This window comes from Desulfoprunum sp., assembly GCF_053613775.1.
Genome location: NZ_JBSHXH010000003.1, coordinates 214,178 through 227,010 on the forward strand (window position 1 = coordinate 214,178; position 12,833 = coordinate 227,010).

At 61.8% G+C, this 12,833-nt stretch carries 12 protein-coding genes; 10 read left to right on the plus strand and 2 right to left on the minus strand.

Annotation, left to right across the window (positions count from 1 at the left end; translation table 11 throughout):
* Positions 1-118: 118 nt before the first annotated feature.
* Positions 119-1,849 carry a 30S ribosomal protein S1 gene (locus tag ACWGKN_RS03495; RefSeq protein WP_035231502.1) on the plus strand — a complete coding sequence of 577 codons (1,731 nt, stop codon included), beginning with the start codon at positions 119-121 and terminating at the stop codon, positions 1,847-1,849.
* Positions 1,850-1,983: 134 nt separating this feature from the next.
* Positions 1,984-2,268, plus strand: a complete 285-nt coding sequence (locus ACWGKN_RS03500) for an HU family DNA-binding protein (RefSeq protein ID WP_035231501.1) — start codon at positions 1,984-1,986, stop codon at positions 2,266-2,268.
* Here the strand turns inward: ACWGKN_RS03500 and ACWGKN_RS03505 are convergent.
* Positions 2,252-2,863 carry an L-threonylcarbamoyladenylate synthase gene (locus ACWGKN_RS03505; protein WP_035231499.1) on the minus strand — a complete coding sequence of 204 codons (612 nt, stop codon included), beginning with the start codon at positions 2,861-2,863 and terminating at the stop codon, positions 2,252-2,254. The two genes, ACWGKN_RS03500 and ACWGKN_RS03505, sit on opposite strands and share 17 nt — an antisense overlap.
* 224 nt (positions 2,864-3,087) lie before the next feature.
* Here ACWGKN_RS03505 and guaB point away from each other — a divergent pair, with 224 nt between their 5' ends.
* The 5 genes from guaB to ACWGKN_RS03530 all read left to right on the plus strand — a co-directional run bounded on the left by guaB (position 3,088) and on the right by ACWGKN_RS03530 (position 9,152).
* Positions 3,088-4,551 (plus strand): IMP dehydrogenase, encoded by a 1,464-nt coding sequence (gene guaB / locus ACWGKN_RS03510; RefSeq protein WP_035231496.1) that lies wholly within the window; start codon positions 3,088-3,090, stop codon positions 4,549-4,551.
* A 78-nt stretch (positions 4,552-4,629) separates the two neighbouring features.
* On the plus strand, positions 4,630-6,180 hold the full coding sequence (gene guaA / locus ACWGKN_RS03515; RefSeq protein WP_424253384.1) for a glutamine-hydrolyzing GMP synthase: 1,551 nt from the start codon (positions 4,630-4,632) through the stop codon (positions 6,178-6,180).
* A 25-nt stretch (positions 6,181-6,205) separates the two neighbouring features.
* A complete protein-coding gene (locus ACWGKN_RS03520; protein ID WP_035231492.1) occupies positions 6,206-6,970 on the plus strand; it encodes a LabA-like NYN domain-containing protein in 765 nt (254 codons plus the stop codon).
* A 58-nt stretch (positions 6,971-7,028) separates the two neighbouring features.
* Positions 7,029-8,036 carry a glucokinase gene (locus ACWGKN_RS03525; RefSeq protein WP_452094698.1) on the plus strand — a complete coding sequence of 336 codons (1,008 nt, stop codon included), beginning with the start codon at positions 7,029-7,031 and terminating at the stop codon, positions 8,034-8,036.
* On the plus strand, positions 8,037-9,152 hold the full coding sequence (locus ACWGKN_RS03530) for a phosphotransferase enzyme family protein (protein WP_452094699.1): 1,116 nt from the start codon (positions 8,037-8,039) through the stop codon (positions 9,150-9,152).
* Between the two features lie 13 nt (positions 9,153-9,165).
* Here the strand turns inward: ACWGKN_RS03530 and ACWGKN_RS03535 are convergent, their stop codons facing one another.
* Positions 9,166-9,810 (minus strand): response regulator, encoded by a 645-nt coding sequence (locus tag ACWGKN_RS03535; protein WP_035231487.1) that lies wholly within the window; start codon positions 9,808-9,810, stop codon positions 9,166-9,168.
* A 268-nt stretch (positions 9,811-10,078) separates the two neighbouring features.
* Between ACWGKN_RS03535 and tgt the strand changes: the two genes are divergently transcribed.
* From tgt to ACWGKN_RS03550, 3 genes are all read left to right on the plus strand, one after another.
* Positions 10,079-11,188, plus strand: coding sequence for a tRNA guanosine(34) transglycosylase Tgt (gene tgt, locus ACWGKN_RS03540; RefSeq protein WP_035231485.1), 1,110 nt, complete (start codon positions 10,079-10,081; stop codon positions 11,186-11,188).
* Between the two features lie 98 nt (positions 11,189-11,286).
* Positions 11,287-11,652, plus strand: a complete 366-nt coding sequence (gene yajC, locus ACWGKN_RS03545) for a preprotein translocase subunit YajC (RefSeq protein WP_035231482.1) — start codon at positions 11,287-11,289, stop codon at positions 11,650-11,652.
* A gap of 239 nt (positions 11,653-11,891) precedes the next feature.
* Complete coding sequence (locus ACWGKN_RS03550) at positions 11,892-12,806, plus strand: response regulator (RefSeq protein WP_035231584.1); 915 nt, start codon at positions 11,892-11,894, stop codon at positions 12,804-12,806.
* Positions 12,807-12,833 lie beyond the last annotated feature (27 nt).

Genomic DNA, 12,833 nt, shown 5'->3' on the forward strand with positions numbered 1-12,833 from the left:
AGCGGAGGTTGCCTTCTTTCCGGAGCGCGACCTCTCTTTGTTTGATGCATCCTGTCTGGGACAGGGTGTGTCGCAACCTCAACGCATTGGCCCAGTTGGCCGAAAAACGAGCGAATCCATGACAGATCTGAACCAATCAACCCTGGATAATGGCAGTGAAGAGCTGAGCTTTGCCGAGCTTTTCGAGATGGAAGAGAACAACAAGGTGATCGCTGTCGGTGATGTGGCGTTAGGAACCATCATTGGCAGTGTCGACGACTTTTTCCTTGTGGATGTCGGTGACAAGGCGGAGAGCTATATCGCCAAATCCGAATTCCGCCTGGATGGTGAATCCGAGATCAAGATAGGAGATGCTTTCGAGGTATTCGTCGAGCGGCGCAAGGAAGAGGGCGGTCTGCTGCTGTCACGTGAAAAGGCGATCGCCATCAAGGTCTGGGAGGATATCGCCAAGATCCAGGAAAATGATGGGACGATCGAGGGCAAGGTGGAAAGCAGGGTCAAGGGCGGCATGTCCGTCGACATCGGCGTTCCGGCATTTCTGCCCTATTCGCAGATCGACCTCCGCCCGGTCAAGGACCTCGATGGCCTGATCGGTCAGAGTTTCGAGTTCAAGATCCTCAAGTTCAACCGCAAGCGCAACAACGTCGTCATCTCCCGCCGCGCCATCCTTGAGGAGGAGCGCAACAAGCTGCGCGAGAAGATGCGGTCCAGGCTCCAGGAGGGTCAGATCATCAAGGGCGCCGTCACCAATATCACCGATTACGGTCTGTTCATCGACATGGGCGGCATGGACGGTCTCTGTCATATCACCGACCTGTCCTGGGGGCGCGTCTCGCATCCGTCGAAGCTGTACAAGGTCGGCCAGGAGCTCGAGGTCAAGGTTCTGAAATATGACAAGGAGCACGACCGGGTATCGCTGGGCGTCAAACAGCTGCGCGAGGACCCGTGGGAGACGGTGATCTCCCGCTATCCGGTCGGCCAGAAGACCACCGGCAGAGTGGTATCGATCACCGACTACGGTGTTTTCGTCGAACTGGAAGAGGGTGTCGAGGGCCTGATCCATGTCTCCGAGATGACCTGGTCGAAAAAGCCCCGTCATCCCTCCAAGATGGTTGCGGTCGGCGACGAGGTCGAAGTCATGGTGCTCAATATCGAGACCGAGACCAAACGCATTTCGCTCGGCATGAAACAGCTCCAGCCGAACCCGTGGGATCTGGTCACCGAGAACTATCCGGTCGGCTCGATCATCGAGGGCAAGATCAAGAACATCACCGACTTCGGCGTCTTCATCGGCATCGAGGAGGGGATCGACGGCCTTATCCATGTCTCCGACCTGTCCTGGACCGAGCGCATCAAGCATCCTTCCGAAAAATACACCAAAGGCGAGACCATCCAGGCCGTCGTGCTGAAGATCGACAAGGAAAACGAGCGCTTCTCGCTGGGTATCAAGCAGATGGTCCCCGATCCGTGGCAGGCTGCCTATAATAAGTATCCGTCGGGAACGGTGGTCGAGGGAACGATCACCAATGTCACCGACTTCGGGATTTTCGTCAAACTCGAAGAAGGCATCGAGGGGCTGGTCCATGTCTCCGAGATCAGCAAGGACAAGGTCAAGACCCCGGTCGGCATGTACCAGGTCGGCGACACGCTGAAGGCCATCGTCATTAACGTCTCGGCGAAGGACCGCAAGATCGGCCTCTCCGTCAAGACCCTCGAGGGAGATGGCGAAGCGCTGGCGGTGGGAAGCTATAAACAGCACGAAAAGGATCAGACGGACAGCTCGCCCTCGACCTTCGGCGACCTGTTGAAGGCTGCCGCGGAAAGCGGCAATCAGTCGGAAGGAGAATAATCGCAATTTGCGGGCTGCAGGCAACCGTCGGTAAAAGGTTGTTCCACCGGAGAGAGAATGGTGGAACAACCTTTTTTTATACCTGGACGGGGCGTTGCGGGATGTTGGAAGGATGACGAGAGAGAGAGACTGAAATGTTGAAAAAAGATATCGTCGACAAGGTGAGCGTGGAACTCGGCCAGCAGAAACAGGATGTCGGGCTGGCGGTTGACATTATCCTCGAGACCATGGCCGAGGCCCTCAAGGAGGGACGACGGATCGAACTGCGGGGGTTCGGGTCATTTTCCACCAGGGAACGAAGGCCGCGCAATACCAAGAATCCCCGAACCGGCGTAGTAATGGATATTCCGGAGCGGCGGACGCTCCACTTTACCATGAGCAAGTCGCTGAAAGAACGGCTGATCAGCGAAAAAGACTGATATCGCCCTTGCCGACCCGGAGAATCTCCGGGGTATCATGGGTCAGGTCGACCACCGAGGAGGGGTCGGGAATGATCTGGCCCCCATCTATAATCAGGTCAACCCGGTTGCCGATGAGTTCGTCGATCAGGAAGGGTTCGCCGGGGGCCGGCTGGTCGTCGGCGGTCGGGACGCTGGCGTTGAGCAGCGGATGGCCGAGCGTCGCGATGAGGAGACGGCTGATGGGATGGCCGGGCACCCTGATGCCGACGGTCTTCTGCTTGGTGAGCATGATCTTGGGGACCAGCTTGGTCCCCGGCAGGACGAAGGTGTAGGGGCCGGGGAGGCATTTTTTCAGCAGACGATAGGCGGTGTTCGAGACGTGGGCGTATTCGCTGATATGCCGGAGATCGGAACACATGAAGGAGAACGGCTTGTTTTCCGGCCGCCCGGTGATCTGCTGGACCCGCCTGATCGCCTTCGGATTGAAGATATCGCAGCCGATGCCGTAGCCGGTGTCGGTCGGCGACACGATGACCGCTCCGTTGTGCAGCTTTTCCACGACCTGCTGGATCAGCCGGAGCTGCGGGTTTTCTGGATTTATTTCCAAAAGCATATGATGTCCTGTAGGGCACGGAAGATTCCGGACGGTTGCTAGTACAATTATACTCACTCCCTGGCCCCTTGAATACGGATGATTGCACCGGGGGTTTGAGATTTCGTTGAAGTATGCTTTACTTCAAAAAGCCTTATCGAAGGCGGAAGGTCGAAGCGGACGGCAGAGAAAGACGCCGCCGGATGCCGCAGACCTGAGCCGGTAATCCCGCAAAAGGAGGGACTATGTTACCAGATACAGTTGAGATGGCACTCACTTTCGATGATCTGCTGCTGCTGCCGGATGCCTCCGACGTCCTGCCGACCGAGGTGTCGCTGGCGACGATGCTCACCGACAGCATCGCCCTCAACACCCCGCTCGTCAGTTCGGCGATGGACACGGTGACCGAGCATCGGACCGCGATCGCCATGGCCAGGGAGGGCGGGATCGGCATTATCCACAAGAACATGAGCATCGATCAGCAGGTCCTCGAGGTCGAGAAGGTCAAGAAGTCGGAATCCGGGATGATCATCGACCCGATCACCGTCCGCCAGGACCAGTCGGTGGCCGAGGTGCAGGAGATCATGAGCACCTACAAGATCTCCGGTCTGCCCGTGCTGCACGAGGGGCGGCTGGTGGGGATCGTCACCAACCGCGACCTGCGCTTCGTCTCCGATAACGACCTGCGGGTCTCCGATGTCATGACCAGCAAGAACCTGGTGACGGCCAAGGTCGGCATCGATCTCGAACACTCCAAGGCCCTGCTGCATGAGCACCGCATCGAAAAGCTGCTGGTGGTCGATGACGAGGGCCAGCTCAAGGGGTTGATCACGATCAAGGACCTGGAGAAGATCAAGAAATACCCGCTGGCGGCCAAGGATACGTACGGCCGGCTGATCGTCGGGGCGGCCCTCGGGGTCGGGCCGACGATCGAGGAGCATGCGGAGCGGCTGGTCAAAGCCGGCGTCGATGTCGTCGCCATCGACTCGGCCCACGGCCATTCCGCCGGCGTGCTGCGGGCGGTCGAGATGGTGCGGGCGGCCTTCCCGCACCTGTCGATCATCGCCGGCAACGTCGCCACCGGCGAGGCGACCGCCGACCTGATCAAGGCCGGCGCCAATGCGGTCAAGGTGGGGGTCGGCCCCGGTTCGATCTGCACCACCCGGATCGTCGCCGGCGTCGGCGTCCCGCAGATGACAGCGATCCAGCGCTGCGTCCGCGAGGCGATCAAGCATGGCATCCCGATTATCGCCGACGGCGGAATCAAGCATTCCGGGGAATTGACCAAGGCCATCGGCGCCGGCGCCCATTCGGTGATGATCGGCAGCCTGCTGGCCGGCACCGACGAGACCCCGGGCGAGACCTTCCTCTACCAGGGCCGGACCTACAAGAGTTACCGCGGCATGGGGTCGCTCGGGGCGATGAGCCAGGGTTCCTCCGACCGCTATTTCCAGTCGGAGATCACCTCGACCTCGAAACTGGTGCCCGAAGGCATCGAGGGCAAGGTGCCGTACCGCGGTTCGATCATCTCCGTCATCTACCAATTGCTGGGCGGTCTGCGTTCGGGCATGGGCTATGTCGGCGCGGCGACGATCGCCGACCTGCAGCAGAAGGCCAAGTTCGTCCGCATCTCCGCCGCCGGCCTGCGCGAGTCGCATGTCCACGATGTCATCATCACCAAAGAGGCGCCGAACTACCGGACAGCCTGATCTTCATCAACCGCGGGAGCGGTGCCGCCGTCGTCCAACGCCGGCTGTCGCCTCTCCCACATGGGAAATGTGAGAACCATGGATATCCACAGCGAAAAGATACTCATCCTCGATTTCGGGTCGCAGACCACCCAGCTGATCGCCCGACGGATCAGGGAGCAGAAGGTCTACAGCGAGATTCACCCCTTCTCGATCCCGCTGGAGAAGATCAAGGCCCTCAAGCCGTCGGGGATTGTCCTCTCCGGCGGTCCCTGCTCGGTCTACGATACCGACGCCCCGCATTCGGATCCCGCGCTGTTCGATCTGGGGATTCCCATCCTCGGGATCTGCTACGGGGCCCAGCTGATGATGCAGCAGATGGGCGGCCGGGTCGAGAGGGCGGAAAAGCGCGAGTTCGGCAAGGCCGACCTGGTGATCCACCAGACGGATGGCCTGTTCGCCGGCCTTGAATCCGAAGAGATCCATTACCAGGTATGGATGAGCCATGGTGATCGCATCGAGCTGCTGCCCGATGATTTCACCGTCACCGCCACCAGCGCCCATTCGCCCTACGCCGCTCTCAGGCATCGGACCAAACCCTTCGTCGCCGTGCAGTTCCACCCGGAGGTGGCCCATACCCTGATCGGCAACGACGTCCTCCGCAACTTCATCTTCGGCATCTGCAACTGCAGCCCGTCGTGGACCATGCATTCCTTCATCGAGTTGACGGTGGCGGCGATCAAGGATCGGGTCGGCGGCGACCGGGTCCTCTGCGCCCTGTCCGGCGGTGTCGATTCGTCGGTGGTGGCCGCCATCGTCCACCGGGCCATCGGCGATCAGTTGACCTGCATCCATGTCAACAACGGCCTGATGCGGACCGGCGAATCGGAGACGATCCTGCGCTTCTTCAAGGAGAAGAGCAAACTCAACGTCATCGATGTCGATGCCACCGACTACTTTCTCGGCGAACTGCAGGGGGTGGTCGACCCGGAGATCAAGCGCAAGCGGATCGGTCTCGGCTTTATCAAAATCTTCGAGGACGAGGCCCACAAGATCGGTGAGGTCCGTTACCTGGCCCAGGGCACGCTGTACCCGGATGTCATCGAATCGGTGTCCTTCCGCGGCGAGGCCCCGATCAAGTCGCACCACAACGTCGGTGGCCTGCCGGAGATCATGAAGCTCCACTTGATCGAGCCGCTGCGCGAGCTGTTCAAGGACGAGGTCCGCGAACTCGGCCTCGAGCTCGGCCTGCCCGAGGAGGCCATTTATCGCCAGCCCTTTCCCGGTCCCGGCCTCGGGATCAGGATCATGGGCGAGGTCACGGCCGAGCGGCTGCGGGTCCTGCGCCAGGCGGATGTCATCGTCCTCGAGGAGATGAAGAAGAGCGGCTGGTACCGCCAGGTCTGGCAGTCGTTCGCGGTCCTGCTGCCGATCCAGACGGTCGGGGTCATGGGTGACGGCCGGACCTACGAGAACGTCATCGCCCTGCGCGCCGTCGACTCGCGGGACGCGATGACCGCCGACTGGTCGAAACTCCCCTACGAACTGCTGGGGACGATCTCGAGCCGGATCATCAATGAGGTGCGGGGGGTGAACCGGGTCGTCTACGACATCTCCTCGAAGCCTCCGGCGACGATCGAATGGGAATAACCGAAGGCGGAGCGGATAGAACCCGATGCTGAAGACTGGAATCTATGTCGATGCCGAGAACATCCGGCTGTGCGGCGGCTATGGGATGCGCTACGACGTCCTGGTGGAGTTGGCCGGCGTCGGCAAATCGGTGCTGCTGCGGGCCAACTCCTATCTGGCCGAAGACCGGGCCCGGACCAAGGAGGACGCAGAGTACCGGCAGAAGCTCTACCGCTACCACGAGGTCCTGCGCCAGTGCGGGTTCCGGGTGATCAAGAAATATGTCAAGCATTTCGTCGACGACGAGGGCATCCTCACCACCAAGGCCAACGCCGACATGGATCTGGCCATCGATGCCCTGCATCAGGCCCGCAACCTCGATCGGGTCATCCTGCTGACCGGCGACGGCGATTTCATCCGCCTGGTGCTGGCCCTGCAGAACATGGGCTGCCGGGTGGAGGTCATCGGTTTCAAGTATGTCAGCTCCGAGCTGAAGGAGGCCGCCGACAGCTATCTTTCCGGCTATCTGATCCCGGGCCTGCTGCCCATTCAGGCGCCGCCGGGGGAGAACCGCCAGCGCGGCATCCCGATCAACTACAACCCCGATCGGGGCTTCGGCTTCATGCGCTATTACCGCCTGCGGCCGGAAGGGTTGATCCCGGAATCGGTGTTCTTCCACTGCTCGAAGGCCGCCGATGTCAATGACGCCATGTTTCTCGACACCTCGCAGATCTTCGAGTTCACCATCGTCAAAAACCCCGACAACAACAGCCGGACCGAGGCCTGGGATATCCGCGCCCTGGACGGTTGACGGCGGAATCGGCAGCATTCCGTCGCGGGACTCCCGGCATGGAGACAGGCCCCAGCATATGACGACGCTTCTCGCTGCCGATATCGGCGGCACCAAATGCGAACTGGCGGTGTTCGCCCTGGCGGGCGATGACTGCCGACCCCTGGCCAGCCGGCGCTATCCCAGCCGCGACCATGCCGGGATCGAGGAGATCATCGCCCGGTTCCTGGGAGAGTGCGGTCTCCGGCCCCGATTCGCCTGTCTTGCCGTCGCCGGGGTGACCGGGAAGGACAAGGCGACCGTCACCAACCTGCCGTGGATCATCGAGGCGAAGCGGCTGGAGGCTGCCTTCGGCTTTGCCGGCGTGGTCCTGCTCAACGACCTGACCGCCGTCTGTGCCTCGATCCCCATTCTCGGGGATGAGGATTGGATCGAACTGCAGCCGGGGGACGGTCAAGGCGGGGAGATGATCGCGGTCATCGCCCCCGGCACCGGGCTCGGCGAAGGGCTGCTCGTCCGGACAGACACGGCGTTTATGCCCCGGGGCAGCGAAGGCGGCCACGCCGATTTTGCCCCGGTCGACGCCGAGCAACTCGACCTGCTGCGCTGGATGATGCGGCGGGGAGGGCCGGTGAGTTACGAGGACCTGATCGCCGGTCCGGGTATCGCCCGCCTCTATGATTTTCTCAAGGAGACGGGGCGCGGGCAGGAGAGCGACGCCGTGGCCGAAGCGCTTGCCGGGGCTGTCGACCGGACCCCGGTCGTTGCCGATGCCGCCCTGGCCCAGGCGCCATGCCCGCTCTGCCGTCGCACCATCGAGCTGTTTCTCTCCATTCTCGGCAGCGAGGCCGGCAACCTGGCGCTCAAAACCTATGCCCGGGGCGGTCTCTATATCGGCGGCGGCATCGTCCCCCGCCTGGCCGGGCACGTTTCGTTCGCCGGCCTGCTCGAGGCGTTCCGCCGCAAGGACAAGATGGAGGAGCTGATGACGGCCATCCCCGTCCGGCTCATTACCAGGGGCAACGCCGCATTGCTCGGGGCGGTCCATTACGGCCGGGCAGCGCTCGCCGGCACCCGGACGGCCTGATTGGCGACGAGCGGCAGCCGGCCAGCCGCGGACCTGACGGGCAAGGGGCAGGCGGCGATGCTCGAAGCGACCGCCGTTGCCGTGCAGTTTGCCGGGGATATGGTGGAGGTGCGGGAACTTGGCCGGGGAAACATCAATTGCACCTATCTGGTGGCAACGACCGGCACCCCCTTCGTCCTCCAGCGCATCAATCCGGCGGTCTTCGCCGATCCCCGCGCCGTGGTCCGTAATTTTTCCCTGGTTACCGAATGCCTGGCCGAGAAATCCGGGCAGGCCGGCGGCCCCTTCCGATTTCCCACTCTCATTAAGACGCGGGCCGGACACGACTGGTGGACCGATGCGTCCGGCGGGGTGTGGCGGGCCCAGACCTGGATCGACGGCCGGGCGGTCAGCCGCCTTGCCCGACCTTCTCAGGCGGCGGCGATCGGCCGCTGTCTCGGCTGGTTCCACCGCTTCACCGACGACCTGCGCAGCGACGGCCTCGAGATCGCCTTGCCCGGTTTCCACGTCCTGCCCGGCTACCTGGCGGAATACGACCGGGTGGTGGCCGGCCGGGACGACCGCCCCGCCGCCCTGGAACGCCGGTGCATGATGGAGGTGGAGATCATGCGGCCGCAGGCCGCGCTGTTGCAGGAGGCCTGCGCCGACGGGCGGTTATCCGCCCGTATCGTCCACGGCGACCCCAAGGTGGAAAATTTTCTGTTCGACGACCACGGCGAGGTCGTCAGCCTCATCGATCTCGATACCGTCGGGTCCGGCCTGCTGCACCACGATCTCGGCGATTGTCTGCGATCGTGCTGCAACCGGGGCGGGGAGGGCGGTGCAGCCGCGGCCGTCGGCTTCGATGTCGGTACCTGCCGGGCGTGGTTCGAAGGCTACTCGGCCGAGATGGGCGGACTGCTGGGCCGGCACGATCGCGACCTGGCCGGCCCGGCGATCACCCTGATCACCTTCGAGCTGGGGCTGCGCTTTTTCACCGACCATCTGCGCGGCGACACCTATTTCCGGGTCCGCCGGCGGGGGGAAAACCTGGAGCGGGCCGTGACCCAGTTCGCCCTGATGCACAGCATCGTCAGCCAGGAGGAGACGATACGCCGGATTTTTGCCGGGAGATAACCGGGGCCGGCCGTCAGGTGGATATATTCTCGATCGAGAACAGGTAGCGATCGATGTTCTCCCTGAGATCGTTGAGGTATTTGATCTCGATCACCGCCTCGTCCCAGTTCATGATCGCGAGGGCGGCCTCTTCGTTTCGCAGGGTCGGGGGCTCGGCGCCGATCAGCTCACCGTCCCGGATGTAGAGGATGCCGGTCTCCTTTTTGCTGTGGATCGGCAGGGTGCAGGTCTTGCGTTCACTCTCCAGCATCTGCAGGAAACTGTGGATCGGGATGCCCTTGACGGTGCCGCTGGAACTGAGCTCAAGCAACTCGGTCACCTGGTCCAGCAGCCGTTCCGTTTCGATGGGGCTCTCCAGGCAGCGGCTGGCCCCCATCTTCACCGCCTGGCTGGAAGTGTCCTTGCCCTTGCTGGCGATGGCGATGCAGGGGACAAAGGGAAAGGAGGCGGTGAGGCGGGAGATGTCCTGGAGTTCATTTTTCCCGGGCAGGGACAGATTGCAGATGACGAGATCGACCTGCTGGGAGGAAATGATGTTGATCGCCGCCTCTTCTTCACGGGCAGTCAGGACATTGATTTCCTTCTGCCACTTCTTGAAGATGGCCACGAGTGATTCCAACTCGACAATATCGTTTTCAATCAGGACTATGGTCTTCATGGCCGGCAGGTATTCCGTTTTGAGGTTGATCTGGATCGACAGAGTATGCTTAATACACGGCGCAAAGGCAAAACAAAAGACTGAAGGGCGCTCGGCCGGCTGAATTTCGACCCTGGCTGGAAAAAAGTTTACGGCCGGCCGCCTGTCAGGTAAGATCGGCCATTCCGGCCGATAACCATGAACAACCGATCAGCCGGCGCCAGGCTTAGCCCTCTTCTGCCGAGTGGCCCTGACGCCGATCGCTGTCCGCCAGAATACCAGGAACTCCATGAACCCATTCACCCTTCATTCCCGATCCAGCGAATGTGCCGCCAGGCGCGGCGAGGTCCGGACCAGGCACGGCATCTTCCAGACGCCGGTCTTCATGCCGGTCGGCACCCAGGCCACCGTCAAGGCGGTGACCCCGGAGAATCTGCTGGAGATGGGGGCCCAAATCATCCTCGGCAACACCTACCATCTCTTCATCCGGCCCGGCCATCAACTGATCGAGCGCTTCGGCGGTCTCCACGGCTTCATGAACTGGCCCGGATCGATCCTGACCGACAGCGGCGGCTTCCAGATCTTCAGCCTCAAGGATCTGGCGACGATCACCGAGGAAGGGGCGGCCTTCCGTTCGCACCTCGACGGCTCGAAGCTGTTCCTCAGCCCAGAAGGGGCGGTGCAGGTGCAGGAGAGTCTCGGTTCCGACATCATGATGTGCCTCGACACCTGCATCCCCTATCCCGCCGACCGGCAGCAGGCCCGGGTGTCCACCGACCTGACCACCCGCTGGGCCCGGCGTTGCCGCCAGGCGCACAGCAGGAGGGACCAGTTGCTGTTCGGCATCGTCCAGGGCGGGATGTATGCCGACATGCGGCAGTCGGCGGCGGCGGCCCTCGTCGATATCGGTTTCGACGGCTATGCCATCGGCGGGCTCAGCGTCGGCGAATCGAAGACGTTGATGTACGAGATGACCGAGGCGACGGTCCCGGCCCTGCCCGCCGACCATCCGGTGTACCTGATGGGTGTGGGGACCCCGGCCGATCTGGTGGAGGGGGTGTGGCGCGGCATCGACATGTTCGACTGCGTGATGCCGACCCGGAACGCCAGGAACGGCACCCTGTTCACCTCCCACGGCAAGGTCGTGATCAAGAATTCACGCTACCGGGACGACCCGGCGCCGCTCGATCCGTCCTGCACCTGCTATACCTGCAGGAACTATTCGCGGGCCTACCTCCGGCACCTGTTCGTCAGCCGGGAGATCCTCAGCTACCATCTCAACACCATCCACAACCTCCATTACTACATCGACCTCATGGACCGGATCCGCAAGGCGATTGAGGCCGACTGTTATGGCCGGTTCAGGAAAGATTTTTATAGCAGGCTGACCGATCAGTGATTATCATTGCCCGACCACCAGGACAATAGATTTTCGGTCTGTTGCGGCGATATTGCTGGTCACGTCCGCATTTCATTTCAATCTTCGGAGGAAATACCATGACAGGAGTTGCTTTTGCGGCCGATCCCGTTGCCGGGGCTGCCGCAGGCGGGGGCTTGGGCGCATTCGGCCAGTTCATCCCGTTGATTCTCATCTTTGTCGTCTTCTATTTTCTGCTTATCCGGCCGCAGCAGAAACAGGCAAAACAGCACCAGGCGTTTCTGAGTGATCTGAAAAAAGGCTACAAGATCGTCACCAAGGGCGGAATTCATGGCGAGATCACCGGCCTGACGGACAAGGTCGTGACCCTCGAGGTGGCGAAAGGCGTGGAGATCAAGGTTTCCCGTGACGCCATCGCCGGGGCGCTGACCAAGGAAGGTGTCCCGGAGTCCGACAAGAGCGAGGCCAAGAAAATCGGCGGCTGAGGCATCAAGGGATGCTGAGTGCCTGCAGTGTGCAGGAGCAATGACGAGGCTGCACGTCCAACCGGGCGATGCAGCCTTTTTGTTGGCTGTCCCTCTGTGTCGCTTGAATATGGACGATACAGAACCACTCGCTCCGTTGACCGGGGCTGCGGTCGGTTTCTCCGGCGGTGGGGATCGATATCGTGCCGATTCCGTTCCCTTTGGTTCACCATCAGGCGGAGATGGCCAAGGAGGCTGAGATGAAAATTGAGCATTATGGCGGGGAACGGATCAAGATCCTGGCCGTCGATGACAATCCCGTCTCGCTGCTGCTGCTCGAGAACCTGCTCGGTCGCCATGATGCGTACGTGGTCCGGACGGCGGTCAACGGCAGGGACGCGCTCGATCAACTGCACAGTGAGCCCGGCTCGATCGACATCGTCCTGCTCGACCGGATGATGCCGGAGATGGATGGTCTCGCCGTCTGCGCCGCGATGAAGGCCGATGAGCGGCTGCACTACATCCCGGTCATCATGCAGACGGCGGCGGACCGGCCGGAAGAGATCGTCGAGGGCATACGGGCGGGGGTATTTTACTACCTGACCAAACCGCTGGACAACGATACCCTGCTGTCGGTCGTCGGGGCCGCCGCCAAACGGGTGAAGCTCTTCAGGCAACTGCGGAGCGAAATGAACCAGTGGAAGGTCGGCTTCGGACTCGTTCAGGCCCTCAACTGCACGTTCCGGACGATCGAAGAGGGGGAGAGCCTGGCGGCCCTGCTGGCCAATTTTTTTCCCGTGCCGGAGCGGGCCCTCACCGGCATATCGGAAATGCTGATCAATGCCGTCGAACACGGCAATCTCGCCATAGATTACGAGGTCAAGGGCAGCTTGATCAGGGAGAATGCCTGGGATGACGAGATAGCCAGGCGTCTCTCCGATCCGCGCTACAGCGGTCGCAAGGTCGAGGTCGTGTTTGAGCGCCGGGAGGATGCCTGCTCAATCCGGATCACCGACGACGGGGAGGGGTTCGACTGGCGGCGGTACCTGGAATTCGATCCGGCCCGGGCAACCGACAACCATGGCCGCGGGATCGCCATGGCCAACACGCTCTGTTTCGACTCGCTGGTCTTCAATGAGCGGGGAAACGAGGTTGTCGGAGTTGTCGCCAGATAGGGGCAGGGCGGATGACGGAACAGGAAA

Coding starts and splice junctions, on each gene's coding strand:
- ACWGKN_RS03495 (WP_035231502.1), top strand. CDS start 119: ATGACAGATCTGAACCAATCAACCCTGGATAATGGCAGTGAAGAGCTG.
- ACWGKN_RS03500 (WP_035231501.1), top strand. CDS start 1,984: ATGTTGAAAAAAGATATCGTCGACAAGGTGAGCGTGGAACTCGGCCAG.
- ACWGKN_RS03505 (WP_035231499.1), bottom strand. CDS start 2,863: ATGCTTTTGGAAATAAATCCAGAAAACCCGCAGCTCCGGCTGATCCAG.
- guaB (WP_035231496.1), top strand. CDS start 3,088: ATGTTACCAGATACAGTTGAGATGGCACTCACTTTCGATGATCTGCTG.
- guaA (WP_424253384.1), top strand. CDS start 4,630: ATGGATATCCACAGCGAAAAGATACTCATCCTCGATTTCGGGTCGCAG.
- ACWGKN_RS03520 (WP_035231492.1), top strand. CDS start 6,206: ATGCTGAAGACTGGAATCTATGTCGATGCCGAGAACATCCGGCTGTGC.
- ACWGKN_RS03525 (WP_452094698.1), top strand. CDS start 7,029: ATGACGACGCTTCTCGCTGCCGATATCGGCGGCACCAAATGCGAACTG.
- ACWGKN_RS03535 (WP_035231487.1), bottom strand. CDS start 9,810: ATGAAGACCATAGTCCTGATTGAAAACGATATTGTCGAGTTGGAATCA.
- tgt (WP_035231485.1), top strand. CDS start 10,079: ATGAACCCATTCACCCTTCATTCCCGATCCAGCGAATGTGCCGCCAGG.
- yajC (WP_035231482.1), top strand. CDS start 11,287: ATGACAGGAGTTGCTTTTGCGGCCGATCCCGTTGCCGGGGCTGCCGCA.
- ACWGKN_RS03550 (WP_035231584.1), top strand. CDS start 11,892: ATGAAAATTGAGCATTATGGCGGGGAACGGATCAAGATCCTGGCCGTC.